The sequence below is a fragment of the Corynebacterium intestinale genome (assembly GCF_023574125.1).
GTDB lineage: Bacteria > Actinomycetota > Actinomycetes > Mycobacteriales > Mycobacteriaceae > Corynebacterium > Corynebacterium hesseae.
In genome coordinates, this window is sequence record NZ_JAMKFF010000011.1 from 14,954 (window position 1) to 32,515 (window position 17,562).

Consider the following 17,562-nt stretch of genomic DNA (forward strand, 5'->3'; position numbering starts at 1 on the left):
TGCGGCTTGGTTCATCCCCTACAACGGACCTTCGCGTCAGATAGTTCCCACGGCCCCAAAAATGTTTAATCACCCGGGATGTGTGGGAGGTTTTAGGCCATTTTGGGGGAGGCGCGCCGAAGCTAGACCTCAACAAGCACGGTAAACGGTCCTTCATTCACGGAGGAGACGCGCATCATCGCTCCAAAGCGGCCTTCCTCCACAGTGATTCCGCGCTCGCGAAGGCGAGCGACAACTCCCTGGATAACCGGCTGCGCGGCTTCACCCGGTGCGGCATCTGACCACGATGGGCGCCTGCCTTTGGCTGTTCGTCCGTAGAGGGTGAACTGACTTACCACCAGAACAGGAGCACCGCTGTCGGCCACGCTGGTCTCGCCTTCTAGGATGCGCAGCTCAGCGATCTTGCGCGCCATCGTGTCCATCCGCTCCTCCAAGGTTGGTCCTTCAGTAGTGCCGGAGTCAGATCCTGCCGCGACGTCCTCGCGAGAAACACCGACGAGCGCTAAGACGCCGCCGGTATCCGGGCAGGAAATAGAGCCGACAACGTCGTTGTCTACGGTGACGGTAGCTTCGGAAACGCGGGTTAAGACAGCACGCATGGGAGGGAGTACACGACCTTTCTGGGGAGGAGTTCTTTCTCAGATGACAAACGCGAGGGGCTTGAGGGAAAGGAGGGGCTACTCAGTGTTGCTAAATGCCAACAATTCCGTAGGGATGAGTAGCCCATGGCGGATGAGATCCACAATGGCTGGAAGCGCGGCGCTAACCAACTCGGATTCCTCAAAGCCCTGCGCGGCGGCATAGAGCTCGATGGTCTCCCCAATACTCAGCCCGTGGGGATTGAGCCCGGCGACGATCGCCGCGAGGTGCTCGTCGACGTCATGCTGCCAGCGCGGACCGTCGGTGCGGCTGAGCCGAAGTGCTGCGCGCTCAAAGCCCATGCCAAGTTTCGTATCGGGCAGTGAAACGTCTTCGCGGGCGACGCCTGGGCGCAGCTGCACATGCTTTGTTTCCAGCTCACCCGGCACCAGGTTGCGTAGCCATTCAATGCGAGCGAAGTATTCCTCCACTTCGGGCCCGAGCGGATCGATGACTGGCTGCGCCATGGTCTCCGCCAAAATATCGGAGGGCTCGTCGTCTGCGATGCGCTGGATAGCCACGAAACCAAACCCGATGCCGGTGACATCATGATCGCGGAAATGCTCCAGCCAACGGCGCGAACGCTCCTGGCCTTCGGCGGTGCGAACATCCACGGATTCATCGCTCAACCACGTGGAGACGTAGAGCGCGGGGTCCGCGACGTCGCGCTGAATGATCCACGCGGCCACGCCGGTATCCGGCAGCCACGAGGCAACCCGCTGCTGCCAAGACTTGTCGCCTTGGTGTACCCACGCAGCGAGAATGTGTGCGGTGCCCCCTGGGTTGAGGTGCTCCACAGCTTGCGATATGACAAGCTCACTTGCTCCATCCAGATTGAGGCCGGAATCCCGGTACACGTGGCCCACCTCGGGCAAGCCCACCACGAACGGAGGATTAGCAACGATTCGGTCGAAGCTCTCGTGCTGCACGGGCTCGAACCAAGAACCCTGGCGAAGCTCAACACGGTTTTCTGCGCCTGCAGCAGCGACGGTAGCGCGGGCAAGGTGGAGGGCTCGCTCGTGAACGTCTGTCGCAACAATTCTTTCAGCAGACTCCAGTTGCCCAAGGATTTGTACGCCAGAACCCGTGCCCAGGTCTAGTACTGAGGACACGGGTGTGGTCGGGGTCGAGTGCAAGAGGGAAAGACTGGCAGAGCCTACCCCCAACACGTGCTCGGGGCCGGGCACGTGATCCACTAGGGAGGCATCAACATCGGAAAACACGATGCGGTTCTTACCCACGATGACGTGTGGCCGAATGTCATAAGCCACGTAGGCGGTGCCGTGCTCGTCGGTAAGCACTGCGCCACAATCGAGCAGCCGGGTGGCTAGGCGTGCGCCGAGGACGTCGGAAAGCAGCGTGGCCGTTACGTGTTCGTGCAGCAGGAAGATCCGAATGAGGTGGTCCAGGCGGGAATCACCGCTTGCTCCTAGTGCCACGGCGGCTGGCTCGCCGCGATGTAGCGCTTCGGTGTACTCCGGCCCCAGGTGTCCCGCGATACCGTCCGCGCTGAACCCTGCCTCAGCAAAGACGTGGGCTAGTTCCTCCGCAACGTCTGCGATGGGGTTGTCCGGGTTCATCGCCGGGCCGAAAGGGGAGGGCTGTTGGGTGCTCACAAAAAATATCCTTTGATAGTTGGGGAAGGAAACGGTGACTTCTTAATCTTCGTGCTCAATTGTGTTGGTCGTTGAACTCTCCGCGTTCGTGTCTGAGGGGGAATCCTCCGATGTGGGCGCGTCGGGAAGTTCGCCATGAGCACCGCTGGTGATTTGTTCGCGCCGTGCCTGCGCCATCTGTCGGGCGAGCGCGGGCTTGTAGACCGCTTTGTCGCGTTTGTCCTTCTTCTGTCCCCGCCCGTTGCCGATGACCACGGCTATCCAGGGAAGCGGGAAGGTGACGCCCACGACGAGGGCGGCGGCTATCCACCAATGCCAGGCATACACCATGACACCAGCTAGAAGCAGTGAAGGGATGCGCAGAAACTGCAAAATGGAGTAAATAACTTCGCGGCGATGCCGGTCCTGGCCGGGAGCGAGTTTGGCGGTTGTAATGAGATAAGCCTTGCGCCCGAATCGACGCCCACGCCGCCGCCCCGATCGTGGGGTATGGCGGACGTTATCGCGCGAGTTCGAAGGGGTCATGCTCACCAGCGTAGCGGTAGGACTCGCCAACTTCGATACCGATGCGGCATGATAGTGGGCGTGAGTACGACGACTAAGACTATTGAACGCCCTGATGTCCGCGAGGATACGTCGACCAACGACGACACCCCGAAGTTTTTCCACTATGTAAAGAAGAACCAGATCCTCGATTCCGCGGTCAACGGTAAGTACGTCGTTGCCCTCTGTGGTGAGACCTTCCCCGTAACCAAGCAAGCCAAGCCTGGTTCGCCCGTGTGCCCGGACTGCGAGCGGGTATATAAGAGCCTGCGCCGCCGCTAAGCGTGCCGTCTACGCTTAGTATTGCGTCGACGTAAAACGAAGACTTTCACAAGAGCGGGATGTTGGGATAACTAGAGGGGGATAGTCGCTGACCGTGTCTACACAGACTCCAGCACAAAGATTTGCCAATAATGGTTCGCTGCGTGTGTGGCAACGCGCGGCCTTGGATAAATTCCTGGCCACCAAGCCGAAGGATTTCATGGCGGTGGCAACGCCAGGCGCAGGTAAGACTACCTTCGCCCTGCGCGTGGCCACAGAGCTCATGGCGGACCGTACCGTAGAGCGCGTGATCGTGGTGGTGCCCACCGAGCACCTCAAAGTGCAGTGGTCTGAATCTGCCTCCCGCGTGGGGCTCGCGCTGGATCCGAAGTTCACGAACTCTTCTGGAGTCAACCCCGCCATGGATGGCGTGGTGGTGACTTACGCCCAGGTAGGGATGCACCCCTTTAAGCACCGCGCGGTGGCCTCAGCCCGGCGCACCTTGGTGATTCTCGATGAGATCCACCACGCCGGCGACGCCAAGAGCTGGGGTGACGGCGTGCGCGAGGCCTATGACGACGTGGAGCACCGCCTCGCCCTGACCGGTACGCCTTTCCGCTCGGATGATTCCCAGATTCCTTTCGTGCGCTACGAGGAGGACGGTGAGGGGCACTTGGTCTCCCGCTCCGATCACACGTACGGCTATGGCGATGCGCTTGCCGACGGCGTCGTGCGCCCCGTGGTCTTCCTCAGCTACTCCGGCGAGTCCCGCTGGCGCGACAGCGCCGGTGAGGAACATGCGGCCCGTCTCGGCGATATCCTCAATCCGGAGCAGACCGCCCGCGCGTGGCGCACTGCTCTGGACCCCAAGGGCGAGTGGATCCCCACCGTCCTTCAAGCTGCCCACACGCGTCTGATGCAGATGCGCCGCAACATGCCGGATGCCGGTGGCCTCGTACTCGCTACCGATACGACGACGGCGCGCGCCTACGCGAAGATCCTCAAGCAGATTTCAAACACCCCGGTATCCGTCATCCTTTCCGATGATCCGGGTTCCTCCGCGCGTATCGCAGAGTTCTCCGAATCCACCGACGAGTGGATGGTGGCCGTACGTATGGTGTCTGAGGGCGTCGACGTTCCGCGCCTCGCAGTGGGTGTCTATGCCACGTCTGCCTCGACCCCGCTCTTTTTTGCTCAGGCCATCGGCCGCTTCGTGCGCTCCCGCATGCCGGGAGAGACCGCCTCGGTATTCTTGCCGTCTGTCCCGGTCCTGCTGGGGCTGGCGGAGAACATGGAGAAGCAGCGCGACCACGTCCTCGGAGGGGAGAAGAACCCCGACAAGGAGGGCTGGGACGATGAGTTGCTCGAGGACGCCAATAAGAAGAAGTCCGAGCCGGATATGCTCGAGCCTTCCTATGAGTCCCTCGGCGCGGAGGCAGAATTCTCCGGCCTGCTTTACAACGGCTCGCAGTTCACCACGGGCAATATCACCGACGAAGAAGAAGACTTCCTCGGAATTCCCGGGCTTCTCGACGCCGACCAGGTCAAGGACCTCCTGCGCAAGAAACAGTCCGATGAGATGGATCGCCGTGAGGCAGAGGAGAAGGCGCGCCGGGCTGCTGAGGCGGCGGAGGAACAACGCCGCAAGCTCTACGGCACCCCGCATGCGCCCAAGCGTGGGGCGGAGGCGTCGGCAAGCAGCACCGGATCCCAGTCAGGCGTGGTGGATGAGATTTCCGCGCTGCGCAAGGAGCTCAACACGGTGGTCTCCATCACCGCTCAGCGCACCGGCCGCCCGCACGGAGCCATCCACACCGAAGCGCGCAAGGCCTGCGGCGGACCTCCTACCGCGCTGTGTAACGCTGAGCAGTTGCAAGAGCGCATCGATTATTTGCGCAAGTGGTAGCTGCGCGGACGCAGTAGAATCCGGCACAGTATCCGGTGGCGAAGGGTAGGCTCGGCAGCATTGTGAGAAAAGTGCTCTAGGCCAAAGAAAACCTAAGGAGATGGATGATGAAAAAGCTCATCAACTCACCGGACAACGTAGTAGCCGAATCAGTAGAGGGCTTCGCGTTAGCCCACGGTGACATTGTCACTCGCAACACGAACCCGCTGTTTGTTTCCCGCAAACAGAAGAAAGAACACGGCAAGGTTGCCATTGTCTCCGGCGGTGGCTCTGGGCACGAGCCGCTGCATGCCGGTTTCGTCGGCCATGGAATGTTGGACGCGGCCGTGCCCGGCGCTATGTTTACATCTCCGACGCCAGATGCCATCCAAGCAGCCACCGAGGCAGCTAATGCTGGGGCGGGAGTGCTCTACATCGTGAAGAACTACACCGGCGATGTCCTCAACTTCGATACTGCGGCAGAGCTGGCTGAATTCGATGATATTGAGGTCAGCCAGGTCATTGTGGACGATGATGTCGCGGTGGAGGATTCTACGTTTACCGCCGGCCGTCGCGGAGTGGCGGGAACCCTCTTGGTGGAGAAGCTAGCCGGTGCCGCGGCCGAGCGCGGCGATGACCTCGCTGCGGTGACCGCTGTGGCGAAAAAGGTGGTAGAAAACACCGCGACTATGGGTGCGGCGCTTTCCGCCTGCACCGTGCCCCATGTGGGCAAGCCTTCCTTTGACCTCGGGGAAGACGAGGTTGAGCTGGGCGTGGGCATCCACGGCGAGCCGGGCCGCAAGGAAATTCCGCTGGTTTCGGCCGACGACGTAACGGACCACTTGCTTGATCCCGTCCTAGCAGACCTTAAGCTGAGCGAAGGCGAGCGCACCATCGTCGTTGTCAACGGCATGGGAGCCACCCCGGCCTCTGAGCTGTACGTGGTTTACCGCCGGGTAGCTCAGCGCCTGCAGGAGGCAGGAGTGAGCATTGAACGCTCCCTTGTGGGCAACTTCGTTACGAGTCTGGATATGGCCGGGTGCTCCGTGAGCGTCATGCGCGCCGACGACGAAGACCTAGCGCTTTTCGACGCCCCCTGCCACACCGCCGCACTACGCCAAGGAGTGTAACTATGACAAATGATGTAACTCTTTCAACCGACTGGGCATTAGCGTGGATGAATAATTGTGCTGCAGCTGCGCATGAACACCGCGAGGAGCTCATCGAGCTTGACCGCGCCATTGGAGACAGCGACCACGGTGAAAACGTCGATCGCGGCTTCCGCGCCGTCGTGGAGAAGATGGGCGCGGAAATCTCCCCAGAGGATTCTACCGTCGCTGATGTTCTGAAACTGACGGCAAAGACACTCATGTCCACCGTTGGCGGCGCCTCCGGGCCGTTGCTAGGGACCGCTTTCTTGCGTGCGTCTAAGGCTGCCGGTTCCGGGGCGATTGATGCGCCCACGGTGGCCAGTCTAATCGAGGCTGCACTCGAGGGGATTACTGCGCGCGGCAAGGCCGCGGAAGGGGAGAAGACGATGGTCGACGCCTGGGCGCCGGCCGCACGAGCTGCCCGTGAAGCGGCGGATGCCGCGCTGAGTCCCGCTGAGGTTGTGCGGGCGGCTGCTGACGCCGCAGCAACCGGCGCGGAGGATACCATTCCGATGGTGGCAACGAAGGGCCGCGCTTCCTATCTTGGGGAGCGCTCTGCTGGGCACAAGGATCCGGGTGCTACGTCCTCGGCTCTGTTCCTGGCCGCGGCTGCCGATGCTGCCGAGACTTCAACGAAGGAGGCATAGAACATGACACAACCGCGCGTTGGGCTTGTCCTTGTATCGCATTCGGCCAAGCTCGCTGAAGGCCTAGCAGAGCTTGCCGGACAAATGGCCGCTGATGTGACCATCCTTCCCGCCGGCGGCTTGGAAGACGGCGGAATCGGAACTTCCTACGACTACATCGAAGGCGCCATCAGCCATGCCCTCGGCCAAGGTCTCGGCGTTGTCGTCCTCACGGACTTGGGCTCGGCCACGATGACCGTTGAGTCTGTTCTTGAGTTCCTTGATGAAGAACAAGTCCGGTTTGTGGATGCCCCACTAGTCGAGGCTGCCGTTGCCGCCGCCACCGCCGCCCAACAAGGCGATGACCTTGCGGCCGTCGCCAGAGCTGCGGAACGGGCCATCGAGGTCTTCGTGCTGAAGAAGTCTGCCGCCGCTGATCCGGTGGATCAAGAGGAGCCCGAAACCAACCCAGATAGGTACTCGCTGACAGTGACTGTGGCTGATGAGGCGGGACTTCACGCCCGTCCAGCCTCCAAGGTTGCGGAGATGGCCGCAGAGGCAGACGGTGTCATTGTCCTCTCCTTTGATGGCGAAGAGGTGGAAGCAGACTCTGCAATGATGCTGATGTCTCTTGGTGCTTGTCAGGGTGCTTCAGTGACTATCAGCGGTGACGCTGCTGATAAAGAGGTCATTGACCGGATTGCTACGGGCATTGAGCTGGGGCTCGACGGTTAAGGCGCCAAGGAAATCGATGAGCAGCGGGCAATGACCCCCGTACGCGGGGACCGCGCCCGCTGCCTTCGCATAAGCTATCGGGCAGTGACCTAGCCGAGTCTTCGCGAAAGTGGGAAGTCATGACCCAGCCCGACTATGTGGAACCTAACTACTACGCAGCGGATCCGTACCAGGCTCCGTACCCGCAGGCTTATCCGAATTCCTATGCGGGTTCCTATGCGCCGGTGCCTTATGAAAGGCCATCCACTCCGAACCCGCTCGCCCCATGGGCACTGGGCTTGGCTATCCTTCCGCCACTTATCGACATCGCGCTGACACTCCTCATCAGCCCCGTTGGCTTCATGCTGTCGATGCTTACCATGATCACTGGGTGGTGCGCAGCAGGCCTTGGCGTTGCTGCGCTCATTCTCGGATCGGGGCGACGCCCTGAGCACAGGGGGACCGGTATGGCGGTGTGGGGAATGCTCATTGGCGTGGGCTGGAGCTACATTGCTCCTTTCGTTTCCATGGCACTGATTTTTGTCGTGGGGCCAAATTATTAGCCATCCAATGCGCATAGAGCGCGCAGAGCACAGAAGAAGCGGCGAGGAAGGTTAAACCTCCTCGCCGCTGAAATCTTTCTGCTCTCCCTAGTCTAGGTAGTCGCGCAACACCTGAGAGCGTGATGGGTGGCGCAGCTTGGACATCGTCTTGGACTCGATCTGGCGAATACGCTCGCGGGTAACGCCGTAGACTTGGCCGATTTCGTCTAAAGTGCGCGGCATGCCATCGGTCAGGCCGAAGCGCAGACGAACCACGCCGGCCTCTCGCTCGGAGAGCGTCGTGAGCACGTCCTGGAGCTGATCCTGCAGCAAGGTAAAGGACACAGCGTCGACAGCAATGACCGCTTCGGAATCCTCAATGAAGTCACCGAGCTGGGAGTCGCCCTCATCACCGATGGTCTGGTCCAGAGAAATGGGCTCACGAGCATACTGCTGGATCTCCAGCACCTTCTCTTCGGTGATATCCATTTCCTTCGCCAGCTCCAGCGGGGTGGGCTCGCGGCCCAAGTCCTGCAGCAGCTCGCGCTGAATGCGGCCCAACTTGTTGATGACTTCCACCATGTGCACCGGGATGCGGATGGTACGAGCCTGATCAGCCATGGCGCGAGTAATGGCCTGGCGGATCCACCAGGTGGCATAAGTGGAGAACTTATAGCCCTTGGTGTAGTCGAACTTCTCAACGGCGCGGATTAGACCCAGGTTGCCTTCTTGGATGAGATCCAGGAAGGCCATGCCGCGGCCCGTGTAGCGCTTAGCCAAGGACACCACGAGGCGCAGGTTTGCCTCGAGGAGGTGGTTCTTCGCCTTGCGGCCGTCACGAGCGATGGCGCGCATGTCGCGCTTCTCCATGGGGGAGAGCTTGGCGGCCTTGTCGCCTTCAGCGCGAGCCTTCTCCATCTCGTCCATGCGGTACTGAGCGTAGAGGCCTGCCTCGATGCGCTTGGCCAGGGAGACCTCCTGCTCGGCGTTGAGCAGGGCGACTTTACCGATCTGCTTGAGGTAGGCGCGGACAGAGTCGGCCGAAGCAGTCAGCTCCGCGTCTTTACGGGCTTGACGCAGGGCAGCGGATTCATCCTCATCCCAAACGGAGGAGCCATCCTCCTCTTCGTCCTCGGAGTCCTCATCCTCCAAATCGTCATCATCGTCACCGAACTCGTCGTCCTCGTCCATCTCCGCGTTGTCCGGATCGAAGTCGATGTCGGCGTCATCGGACGTCTCGGCGTCCAACTCATCGGTCTGATCCTCTGCGAGGTCCTCCGAAGACTCGGCGCTTTCCGGCGAGGTTGCCTTCTTTGCCGCCGACTTGCGCACCGTCTTCTTGGCCGTCTTTTTCGCGGCCTTCTGGGCGGACTTGCGAGTAGTTTTCTTTGTTTCCTTCTTGGCCGTCTTCTTAGCCGTTTTCTTGGCGGTCTTCTTCGCAGTCTTTTTCGCGGTTTTCTTGGCCGTCTTCTTAGCGGTCTTTTTTGCCGTCTTCTTGGCGGTCTTCTGTGCAGGTGCAGATGCCTCGGAGGTGCTCTTGTCCTCGCCGAGTACCTGGTCTGAAGAATCAGTGGCTGCCACGTACGCCCTTTCGACTTGCTCTCTGAGTGGAAAATATGGGGACGCGCAAGTTTGTCGCGACTAGTCCCCGATGCTAGCCCGCCTCCGAGATGAGCGAGGGAGGCGCGCCGCTGGATATTCGATAATCGACAGCCCAGTATAGATCATTTTTGTCAACAGGCGGTGACTGGGGTCAACTAGGGAACGCTGGGACGATATAGATTAGGGGCGAATTCCTTCCTTCGCCGCCATCGCCGCGCCCACGATGCCCGCGCGATTGCGGAGCTGAGCAGCAACGACCGGCGTTTCAATTTTGAGGTGCTCGCCCCACTTGTCGAACTTGCGGGAGATTCCTCCACCGATCACAAAGGCTGAAGGGTTAAACAGTGCCTCATACTCGTGGAGTACGCGGTTGACGCGCTTTGCCCACTGCTTGGACTTGAGACCTTCGCGTTCCTTGACTGCCGACGACGCCTGGTGCTCTGCTTCCTTCTCACCAACGATAAGGTGGCCAATCTCCGTATTGGGGAAGAGCTGGCCGTCCAGAAGGAATGCGGAGCCGATGCCCGTGCCCAGGGTGAGGAAGATGACGGGGCCCGAACGTGCAATGTCTTCACCGTAGGCCACTTCGGCGAGGCCGGCCGCGTCGGCGTCGTTAAGCACGGTGAAGGGCGCGTCGAGGTATTGGCTCAACAAATCCTGCGCATCCACGCCAATCCAAGACTTATCAATATTCGCCGCGCTACGAATCACTTGGCCTTTCACCACAGCAGGCATCGTGATTCCGACGGGGCCGTCCCAGCCTTTTTCGGCGACGATTTGGGCAATTACCTTTGCTACGGCTTCCGGCGTAGCCGGCTGGGGAGTAGCGATCTTCAGACGGTCACCGACGAATTCGCCTGTCGCGAGGTCTACCTCGGCGCCCTTGATGCCGGAGCCCCCAACATCAATGCCAAAGGAATGGCCCTGGTGCTCAAGGCTCAATGTCGTGTCCTGGTGCTGTGCTTCTTGCGCGGTCATACTGACAGTCTATGTTGAGCGCGGCGTTGATGTGGCAACAGTGTGAGTTTCGTATCGCTGGCGGAGTCGGCACTGTGCCGTTCCCGTATTAGTGACTGCAGCCGCTCCCGTATTAGTGACCGCATTGTGGGTGGGTGTGAGGAGTGATACTCAGAAAAATATCCAGCACTCCAAGAACGGTGAATGACCAGCTCATCCTATTAAAATTCGCAGGGTAGGGGGTAGAGGGGTGGGGCGGTTGGTGCCCCCATCGCGGGGCGAGTGTGACACGGGGGCTTGCGTGGTTTACGATGCCGTCGATAAATAGACGTACCAATCAATCTGACTCACAGGGGCAAGCATTATGGCCACCGATTACGACGCACCGCGTCGCCGCGCAGAAGACGACCTCGAGACCGATTCCCTCGAGGGGCTGAAGGCGGCTGAAAACGACAACAACGGCATGGATGACGATGGTGAAATCGTCGAGGCTTTTGAGCCGCCGTCAGTGGACCTGACCGGTGAGGAGCTCAATGTCACCGTCGTGCCGCGTAAAGAAAACGAATTTACCTGTTCTGTGTGCTACCTGGTGCAGTCCAATAAGCGCCTCGACCACGAAGAGGATGGGCAGCCAGTCTGCATGGACTGCGCCTAGCGCAGCAGTTTATCCTGCGCGTGACTCTTAGCTTTGGGCGGCTGCCGCCTGTTCTGGAAGGAAGGCCGCGAGGAGCTTTTCGGGGTTGGTGGAGCCGATGAGCCAATAGGGGGTGGGATCCTCTGGGTCGTCGAGGACGAGCATGACGTGCTCAGGAACCCAGCCATGCGTGACAAGGAAGGCAGCCGGATCGAGCTGTGGTCCCAGCGCATTGCGCCGCGCGGTGGCCGGCACCGCGGTACTGCGGGAGACAACATCGCTAGGCAGCTGTGCGCCCTTCACGGTGAGCCACCGGGTGCCATCGGCATCCTGCTCCACTTGAACTACTGTGTTGGACCACGTCACTAGCACCCACACGGCGATGGCACTAAGCAGAATGGCGGGAATAATGACCCACATGATGCCGCGGTTGAGGCTGACCGTGGCCGTGGAAATCGCCACGACGAACGCAGCCATAAACCACCAGTACCACGGCACCCATTGGCGCTCGCGATAGAGGATGACGGGGGATTCAGCAGACGCTGTGGGGGAAACAGGCGATGAATTCGAAGTCATGGCCTCTGAGTCTAGTCGTCGGGGAAGGGCAGAACCCAACGCAACCAAAGGTGCCGGGTAACCGCGGTAGACGCGGCACAAAGCTCCATCCCTCGGGGTAGGGGATGGTGGGGACAAGGTAGGCTGGGCCGCGTGAATGAGCAACACCCCCTTGTAGATCCGGTAAGTCCATTCGGAGACATTCAGATCAAGCGCCTTGATAAGGAGCTTCCGCTGCCGCAGCGAGCCCATCGTGGCGATGCTGGCGCGGATCTCTACGCCGCGCATGACGCTACTCTGCGCCCCGGAGAGCGCGCGCTCGTCGGTACTGGCATTGCTCTTGCCTTGCCAATGGGCACGGTAGGTTTGGTCCACCCGCGTTCGGGCTTGGCGGCCAAGCACGGGATTTCCGTGGTCAACACGCCGGGCACCATCGATGCGGAGTATCGCGGTGAGATTAAGGTGTGCCTTATTAATCACGATCCCGATAAGACCTTTGAGGTCGAGCGTGGGATGCGAATTGCCCAGCTTGTTGTCCAACGAGTGGAGCTCGTGGGCTTCCGCGAAGTCGAGGAACTCGATGACACCGCTCGCGGCGATGGCGGGTACGGATCCACTGGCGTCAACTGAATCAGTTGCACGTGGCAAAGCCTGCGCGTGCGCGGGCCATACCGAGCAACCCCACATCCGACAAACACAAGTTATCCGGCACAAGACACAGAATGAGGAAGGCACAAAACCATGGCGATGTGGCCCTTTGGCAAAAAGAAGAAGGATGCTGGCAAGGACGAAAGCCAGGACAAGAACACCACCGTCCGCACTGATGCCGCGGACAAAGAAGTAAAAGAAGCAACGGCCGAACCAGCGTCGGCGGAGAGCTTGGCAACGGAGGCCGGAGAAAGTTCGACCGCTGAGGGGCCTGTACAAGCCAGTGCAGGGCTGGTCCGCGAGGATCAGGATGACGTCGAAGGTGTTGCCGGGGTAAAAGCCGTGGCGCACGACGCCATCAACGGTGAGATGGGCCCCTACGACGGCGACAACGTGGATATCGCCGAGTTCAACTTCGAGGACTTCTCCGTCGGCCTTTTGGACCTGGGCTCGATGCGCATCCCGCTGCCGAAGGGCTCGCAGGTGCAGGTAGAAATGGGCCCAGACGGCCCTCGTATGCTCCACATTCTTACGCCGCACGGACGCATGACGCCTGTGGCCTTTGCCGCGCCGCGCACGCCGGGGCAGTGGGCGGAATCTGCCAAGGACATCGTCAAGGGTTTGGAAGCAGATGGGTTTACAGCGCATCCGGAGGATGGTCCTTGGGGTTCTGAAATCGTCGGCACCAGTGATAAGGGCGGAATCCGAATCATTGGTGTGGAAGGGCCGCGGTGGATGTACCGTTTGACCTTGGCCGCTCCTGCGGGCAAGGAAGAGGAGCTAGCGCAGCTGGGACGCGAAGTCGTCGCGCGCACCTTTATCTATCGCGGCGAGCAGCCAATTCTTGCCGGAAGTTCACTTCCCGTGATGCTGCCGCAGCAGCTCGCTGAGCAAGTCCAGCAGGCGCTTCAGGAGCGCCAGCAACAGGCAGCGCAACCATCCAGCGCTCAAAACTCCGCGCCAGCGGATAATGCTGCGGGCGCCGAAAGCGGCGCGGAGGCCGAGGCTCGCGAACAATTGCGCAATCTCGACGACCACGAGAACAAGTAGCGCGCCCTAGGCCATTGGCCGTGACCCTCCCGGCTACTACCGAAAAGGATTGTTGAAACACGTGACCACCCCTATGCCCGAAGGGCGCGATACCACCGAACACGGCACTACGCCCGCCTCTGAGGCCTCCATGGACTCCACGAATACTGAGACACCACAACAGACTGCAGCAGCGACCCCAGCGCCTGAGGCAGAACCGTCGCTGCTCGAACAAATGGGAGGCCTGACCGGTCTGGTGTCTGCGACCCTGCCCGTGCTGGTGCTCATTCCGGTTAACAACATGTGGGGCCTGGGGCCTGCATTGGCCGCAGCGCTCGGTGTGGCGCTGGCTATCAGCCTGTGGCGTTTGGCGCGCAAAGAAACTTTGCAGCCAGCATTTTCCGGGTTGCTGGGTGTCGCCATCTGCGCCGGTATCGCGTGGTTTACAGGAGACGCCAAGGGCTACTTCCTTTATGGAATTTGGATGTCGCTCGTGCTGTTCATCGTGGCGGTTGTCTCCATCATCGTGCGCTGGCCGCTTGTCGGCGTGGTGTGGAAAGGCCTCAACGGCGATGGCATGGGGTGGCGAATCGTGCCGAAGGCACGGCGAGCCTATGCCTTGGCAACGGCGGGTTGGGCCGCGGTCTTCATTGCCCGTTTCGTGGTGCAGCGCGCGCTTTACGACGCCGATGCCACCACCACCCTCGGCATCGTTCGCATCCTTATGGGGTGGCCGCTAACCGGTATCGTCACCATCTTGACCGTCTGGATGGTTCGCCGTGCCAACGCCGCGGTGGAGGAATCACAGGGCGTAGAAGGAGCACAGAGCTCTGAAGACACCAAGGAGAGGATCCATGACTGAGAGTGCTTACAACGCTGCTGATTCAAGCGTTGTCAAAGGGTCGTCCTTCGACACCACTATTGAACGCATGGGGCACGGCGGTGTCGGAATCGGTCAGGCGCCCGACGGGCGCGTGTGTTTCGTCCCCAGTTCTTTCCCGGGCGACCAGGTGAGGGCGACAGTTACCAAGGCGAAGAAGTCCTTCGTGGAAGCGGCGATAGTATCCGTCCTCCAGCCAGGTGAGTACCGCGTCGAGTCTTCCTGTCCCGCGGCACAGCGCGGTGCAGGTTGCTGCGATTTCGCTGAGCTAGATCCTGCGGCGGAACCAGGAATTAAGGCCGCCGTCTTGCGCGATCAACTGCACAGGGTAGCCCGGCTTGAGGACGTGCCCGAGATTGAGGCTATCGATGTCGCACCGCAGCGCGGGTGGCGCACGAGGGTAAGGCTGGGCGTCGACAAGCACGGCCGTGCCGGTGTGCGCAAGCGCGGGTCCACTGAGCTGATTACAGACGTGGCGTGTACCCAGCTGGTGCCGGGCCTCGTCGCAGGTCTGGTGGGGCCTGGTGCCCGTACCTTTAGCCCTGGCGCGGAGGTTATTGCGGTCATGGACAGCGATGGCAACCGCCACGTCGTCGAGACGCGGAAAGCACCGCGCGGACGGCGCATAGAGACTATCCGGGAAGTAATCGAGGCCCCGACCGAGGACGTCGTGCAGCGCGCCGACGGTCACGAGTTCCGTTTCCCGGCCACCGCCTTTTGGCAGGCGCACGTGGGCGCGCCTGACGTGTACACCAGTCTCGCACGCGAGTGGCTCGCCGTGGAGGCGGGAGAAAGCAGTGCCGCAGATGAATCCGCGGTCGACGCAGTGGCTTGGGATCTCTATGGAGGGGTAGGGCTTTTCGTTCCTGCCTTGGCTGAGGCCACGGCGCCCCAGGGCGGGCACACCACCGTGTTTTCCGTCGATTACTCGCCGGCGGCTGCGGCGGCACAGCCGGGTCTTGCAGAGTATGACGTGCACTTTCGTACCGACAAGGTGGAGCAGGTAGCGAGCCAATTGCCAAAGCCAACGACGGTAGTTTTGGATCCGCCGCGCACCGGTGCTGGCCGGGATGTGGTGGCCGCAATCGCTGAGGCAGCGCCGCAACGCGTCCTGCACATCGGATGCGATCCCGCTACCTTTGCCCGCGATATCGCCGCGTGGTCTGAGCGCGGCTACCGCATACAGCGCTTAGCAATGGTGAATGCTTTCCCCGGAACGCACCACTTTGAAACCCTGGCGCTGTTGGTACCCACGGCACAGGTGGCATAGCTTTCGCTTCGGGTGGAGCCGGGGCAATGATTGACGTGTCACGCGTGTTAGCGGGTACGGTGGTAAAGAAGAAAACGATCGATGAAGGGGTTTAAGGCAAGCTCTATGGGCATTCTGGATTCCATTCAATCACCAGGCGATCTCAAAGCCCTGAGCAAGACGCAACTGGTTGAGCTCGCGGCGGAGATTCGCCAGCGCTTGATTGAGAAGGTGTCCGCTACCGGCGGTCACCTTGGCCCTAATTTGGGTGTTGTGGAGCTCACTGTGGCGATCCACCGCGTCTTCGATTCCCCGCGAGATCCCATCGTCTTTGACACCTCCCACCAGGCATATGTGCATAAGATGCTCACGGGCCGTGCCGATCAATTCGATACGCTGCGCCAGAAGGGCGGCTTGTCCGGCTACACGGACCGCGGGGAATCTGAGCACGACTGGACGGAATCCTCCCACGCCTCGGCGTCACTGTCCACGGTGGACGGACTTTCCAAGGCCTTCAAGATTCGCGGTGAATCGCACCGCAATGCCGTGGCGGTTGTCGGTGACGGCGCCCTGACGGGTGGCATGTGTTGGGAAGCGCTCAACAACATTTCTGCGGATAAAGACCGTAACGTTGTCATCATTGTGAATGACAATGGCCGCTCCTATTCACCGACCATCGGCGGACTCTCAGAAAACCTTGGGCGCATCCGCGCGCAGCATGGCTATGACGAGTTCATGGCGCTGGGCAAGAAGCGCCTGAAATCCATGGGCTGGGTAGGTGAGCGCACCTTTGACGCTTTGCATGCGGTCAAGGAAGGCGTGAAGTCCACCGTTCTGCCCACCGAGATGTTCCCAGAACTGGGCATCAAATACATTGGTCCGATTAACGGACACGATATCGACGCCGTGGTCCGGGCACTGAGCTACGCCCGCGACTATGACGGCCCCATCATCGTGCATACGGTCACGGAGAAGGGACACGGCTTCGCCCCAGCGGTCAATGAGCCGAAGGACCAGATGCACTCCACGGGGGCTATCGACCCAGTCACCGGTGTGTCCAAAGGACAGAAGCAACCGGGATGGACTGCGGCCTTCTCCGAGGAACTCATCAAGGCCGGTCATGCCCGTGAGGATATTGTGGCGATAACCGCCGCTATGGCAGGCCCAACGGGATTAGCTCCATTCCAGGAGGAGTTCCCAGAGCGCTTCTTCGATGTCGGAATTGCAGAACAACATGCCATGGCCTCTGCGTCAGGTCTGGCGCTGGCAGGTACGCACCCGGTGGTGGCGGTGTATTCCACCTTCCTCAACCGCGCAGTGGACCAAGTGGTCATGGACATCGCGTTGCTGAAGCTGCCCGTCACCATCGTTCTCGATCGCGCCGGTGTCACAGGATCCGATGGTCCCTCGCACAATGGTGTTTGGGACATGGCGCTGATGAGCATCGTCCCGGGTATGCGCATCGCCGCACCGCGTGATGGTGCCCGCTTAAGGGAGCTCTTCAATGAAGCAATTGCCATCGAGGATGGCCCGACGGTAGTGCGCTTCCCTAAGGGCAACCTGCTGGATGATTGTGAGGAGCTCAAGCGCCTCGATGATGGCGTCGATATCCTGCGTTATTCCGATGCTGCTGAATCAGCGGCCGACGCAACGGATGTTCTGATCGTCTCTATCGGCGCCATGAGTGCTCGGTCCCTGGGGGCCGCCGAGCGGTTGGAAGCCGAAGGCTTCAACGTGACCGTCGTTGATCCGCGTTGGCCGGTTCCGGTCCCGCAATCCATTATCGCGCTGGCTGCGGATCATGACCTCGTGGTCACGGTGGAGGACGGGATCCTGCGTGGCGGCGTGGGTTCCATGGTGGCCGAAGCACTCGATGCTGCCGATGTGGATACCCCCGTGCACCGACTCGGCGTGCCGGGCTGTTTCCCCAAGCACGCCAGCCGCGGTGAGGTTCTTGAGGAATTCGGGCTGACTCCGGAAGGAATTGCAGAGTCCATCAGCGAGTGGGTAGCTGCTCGCAGCTAAGAACGC

General features: G+C 60.8%; 18 protein-coding genes. 12 read left to right on the forward strand and 6 right to left on the reverse strand.

Annotation, left to right across the window (positions count from 1 at the left end; genetic code table 11):
- Nucleotides 1-122: 122 nt before the first annotated feature.
- From dtd to M5J06_RS11000, 3 genes are all read right to left on the reverse strand, one after another.
- The gene (gene dtd, locus M5J06_RS10990) at nucleotides 123-599 is read right to left on the reverse strand and encodes a D-aminoacyl-tRNA deacylase (protein ID WP_250224670.1); all 477 of its coding nucleotides are present in this window, start codon (nucleotides 597-599) and stop codon (nucleotides 123-125) included.
- A gap of 78 nt (nucleotides 600-677) precedes the next feature.
- The gene (locus M5J06_RS10995) at nucleotides 678-2,219 is read right to left on the reverse strand and encodes a DUF7782 domain-containing protein (protein WP_250224700.1); all 1,542 of its coding nucleotides are present in this window, start codon (nucleotides 2,217-2,219) and stop codon (nucleotides 678-680) included.
- 78 nt (nucleotides 2,220-2,297) lie between these two features.
- On the reverse strand, nucleotides 2,298-2,780 hold the full coding sequence (locus M5J06_RS11000) for a DUF3099 domain-containing protein (RefSeq protein ID WP_250224671.1): 483 nt from the start codon (nucleotides 2,778-2,780) through the stop codon (nucleotides 2,298-2,300).
- A gap of 48 nt (nucleotides 2,781-2,828) precedes the next feature.
- Between M5J06_RS11000 and M5J06_RS11005 the strand changes: the two genes are divergently transcribed.
- From M5J06_RS11005 to M5J06_RS11030, 6 genes are all read left to right on the forward strand, one after another.
- Complete coding sequence (locus M5J06_RS11005; protein ID WP_012715089.1) at nucleotides 2,829-3,080, forward strand: DUF3039 domain-containing protein; 252 nt, start codon at nucleotides 2,829-2,831, stop codon at nucleotides 3,078-3,080.
- Between the two features lie 94 nt (nucleotides 3,081-3,174).
- Nucleotides 3,175-4,965: a DEAD/DEAH box helicase gene (locus M5J06_RS11010; RefSeq protein ID WP_070522009.1), complete on the forward strand. Its 1,791-nt coding sequence runs from the start codon at nucleotides 3,175-3,177 to the stop codon at nucleotides 4,963-4,965.
- 107 nt (nucleotides 4,966-5,072) lie between these two features.
- Nucleotides 5,073-6,074 carry a dihydroxyacetone kinase subunit DhaK gene (gene dhaK, locus M5J06_RS11015; protein ID WP_250224672.1) on the forward strand — a complete coding sequence of 334 codons (1,002 nt, stop codon included), beginning with the start codon at nucleotides 5,073-5,075 and terminating at the stop codon, nucleotides 6,072-6,074.
- Between the two features lie 2 nt (nucleotides 6,075-6,076).
- Nucleotides 6,077-6,742 (forward strand): dihydroxyacetone kinase subunit DhaL, encoded by a 666-nt coding sequence (dhaL, locus tag M5J06_RS11020; RefSeq protein WP_070563179.1) that lies wholly within the window; start codon nucleotides 6,077-6,079, stop codon nucleotides 6,740-6,742.
- 3 nt (nucleotides 6,743-6,745) lie between these two features.
- Entirely contained in the window at nucleotides 6,746-7,456 is a 711-nt protein-coding gene (dhaM, locus tag M5J06_RS11025; RefSeq protein WP_250224673.1) for a dihydroxyacetone kinase phosphoryl donor subunit DhaM, read from the forward strand.
- 119 nt (nucleotides 7,457-7,575) lie between these two features.
- A complete protein-coding gene (locus M5J06_RS11030; protein WP_250224674.1) occupies nucleotides 7,576-7,998 on the forward strand; it encodes a hypothetical protein in 423 nt (140 codons plus the stop codon).
- Between the two features lie 87 nt (nucleotides 7,999-8,085).
- On the opposite strand, the gene M5J06_RS11035 is transcribed toward M5J06_RS11030, so the two are convergent.
- Both M5J06_RS11035 and ppgK read right to left on the reverse strand, forming a co-directional pair.
- Nucleotides 8,086-9,558 (reverse strand): RNA polymerase sigma factor, encoded by a 1,473-nt coding sequence (locus tag M5J06_RS11035; protein ID WP_250224675.1) that lies wholly within the window; start codon nucleotides 9,556-9,558, stop codon nucleotides 8,086-8,088.
- Nucleotides 9,559-9,759: 201 nt separating this feature from the next.
- On the reverse strand, nucleotides 9,760-10,557 hold the full coding sequence (gene ppgK, locus M5J06_RS11040; protein ID WP_250224676.1) for a polyphosphate--glucose phosphotransferase: 798 nt from the start codon (nucleotides 10,555-10,557) through the stop codon (nucleotides 9,760-9,762).
- A gap of 343 nt (nucleotides 10,558-10,900) precedes the next feature.
- Between ppgK and M5J06_RS11045 the strand changes: the two genes are divergently transcribed.
- On the forward strand, nucleotides 10,901-11,191 hold the full coding sequence (locus M5J06_RS11045) for a DUF4193 domain-containing protein (RefSeq protein ID WP_070531301.1): 291 nt from the start codon (nucleotides 10,901-10,903) through the stop codon (nucleotides 11,189-11,191).
- Nucleotides 11,192-11,218: 27 nt separating this feature from the next.
- On the opposite strand, the gene M5J06_RS11050 is transcribed toward M5J06_RS11045, so the two are convergent.
- Nucleotides 11,219-11,746 carry a DUF3093 domain-containing protein gene (locus tag M5J06_RS11050; RefSeq protein ID WP_250224677.1) on the reverse strand — a complete coding sequence of 176 codons (528 nt, stop codon included), beginning with the start codon at nucleotides 11,744-11,746 and terminating at the stop codon, nucleotides 11,219-11,221.
- Between the two features lie 132 nt (nucleotides 11,747-11,878).
- Here M5J06_RS11050 and dut point away from each other — a divergent pair, with 132 nt between their 5' ends.
- The 5 genes from dut to dxs all read left to right on the forward strand — a co-directional run bounded on the left by dut (nucleotide 11,879) and on the right by dxs (nucleotide 17,556).
- Nucleotides 11,879-12,355, forward strand: a complete 477-nt coding sequence (gene dut, locus M5J06_RS11055; RefSeq protein WP_070623916.1) for a dUTP diphosphatase — start codon at nucleotides 11,879-11,881, stop codon at nucleotides 12,353-12,355.
- A 111-nt stretch (nucleotides 12,356-12,466) separates the two neighbouring features.
- Nucleotides 12,467-13,423 (forward strand): DUF3710 domain-containing protein, encoded by a 957-nt coding sequence (locus M5J06_RS11060; RefSeq protein ID WP_070683432.1) that lies wholly within the window; start codon nucleotides 12,467-12,469, stop codon nucleotides 13,421-13,423.
- 130 nt (nucleotides 13,424-13,553) lie between these two features.
- The gene (locus tag M5J06_RS11065; RefSeq protein WP_371325874.1) at nucleotides 13,554-14,264 is read left to right on the forward strand and encodes a DUF3159 domain-containing protein; all 711 of its coding nucleotides are present in this window, start codon (nucleotides 13,554-13,556) and stop codon (nucleotides 14,262-14,264) included.
- Nucleotides 14,257-15,552, forward strand: coding sequence for a class I SAM-dependent RNA methyltransferase (locus M5J06_RS11070; protein ID WP_250224678.1), 1,296 nt, complete (start codon nucleotides 14,257-14,259; stop codon nucleotides 15,550-15,552). Before M5J06_RS11065 ends, M5J06_RS11070 begins: the two co-directional genes overlap by 8 nt.
- 105 nt (nucleotides 15,553-15,657) lie before the next feature.
- Nucleotides 15,658-17,556, forward strand: a complete 1,899-nt coding sequence (gene dxs, locus M5J06_RS11075; protein ID WP_250224679.1) for a 1-deoxy-D-xylulose-5-phosphate synthase — start codon at nucleotides 15,658-15,660, stop codon at nucleotides 17,554-17,556.
- Nucleotides 17,557-17,562 lie beyond the last annotated feature (6 nt).

Bases quoted from the DNA above. Each gene is read 5' to 3' on its own strand.
- dtd (WP_250224670.1), bottom strand. From the start codon at position 599: ATGCGTGCTGTCTTAACCCGCGTTTCCGAAGCTACCGTCACCGTAGAC.
- M5J06_RS10995 (WP_250224700.1), bottom strand. From the start codon at position 2,219: ATGAACCCGGACAACCCCATCGCAGACGTTGCGGAGGAACTAGCCCAC.
- M5J06_RS11000 (WP_250224671.1), bottom strand. From the start codon at position 2,780: ATGACCCCTTCGAACTCGCGCGATAACGTCCGCCATACCCCACGATCG.
- M5J06_RS11005 (WP_012715089.1), top strand. From the start codon at position 2,829: ATGATAGTGGGCGTGAGTACGACGACTAAGACTATTGAACGCCCTGAT.
- dhaK (WP_250224672.1), top strand. From the start codon at position 5,073: ATGAAAAAGCTCATCAACTCACCGGACAACGTAGTAGCCGAATCAGTA.
- dhaL (WP_070563179.1), top strand. From the start codon at position 6,077: ATGACAAATGATGTAACTCTTTCAACCGACTGGGCATTAGCGTGGATG.
- dhaM (WP_250224673.1), top strand. From the start codon at position 6,746: ATGACACAACCGCGCGTTGGGCTTGTCCTTGTATCGCATTCGGCCAAG.
- M5J06_RS11030 (WP_250224674.1), top strand. From the start codon at position 7,576: ATGACCCAGCCCGACTATGTGGAACCTAACTACTACGCAGCGGATCCG.
- ppgK (WP_250224676.1), bottom strand. From the start codon at position 10,557: ATGACCGCGCAAGAAGCACAGCACCAGGACACGACATTGAGCCTTGAG.
- M5J06_RS11045 (WP_070531301.1), top strand. From the start codon at position 10,901: ATGGCCACCGATTACGACGCACCGCGTCGCCGCGCAGAAGACGACCTC.
- M5J06_RS11050 (WP_250224677.1), bottom strand. From the start codon at position 11,746: ATGACTTCGAATTCATCGCCTGTTTCCCCCACAGCGTCTGCTGAATCC.
- M5J06_RS11060 (WP_070683432.1), top strand. From the start codon at position 12,467: ATGGCGATGTGGCCCTTTGGCAAAAAGAAGAAGGATGCTGGCAAGGAC.
- M5J06_RS11065 (WP_371325874.1), top strand. From the start codon at position 13,554: ATGGACTCCACGAATACTGAGACACCACAACAGACTGCAGCAGCGACC.
- M5J06_RS11070 (WP_250224678.1), top strand. From the start codon at position 14,257: ATGACTGAGAGTGCTTACAACGCTGCTGATTCAAGCGTTGTCAAAGGG.
- dxs (WP_250224679.1), top strand. From the start codon at position 15,658: ATGGGCATTCTGGATTCCATTCAATCACCAGGCGATCTCAAAGCCCTG.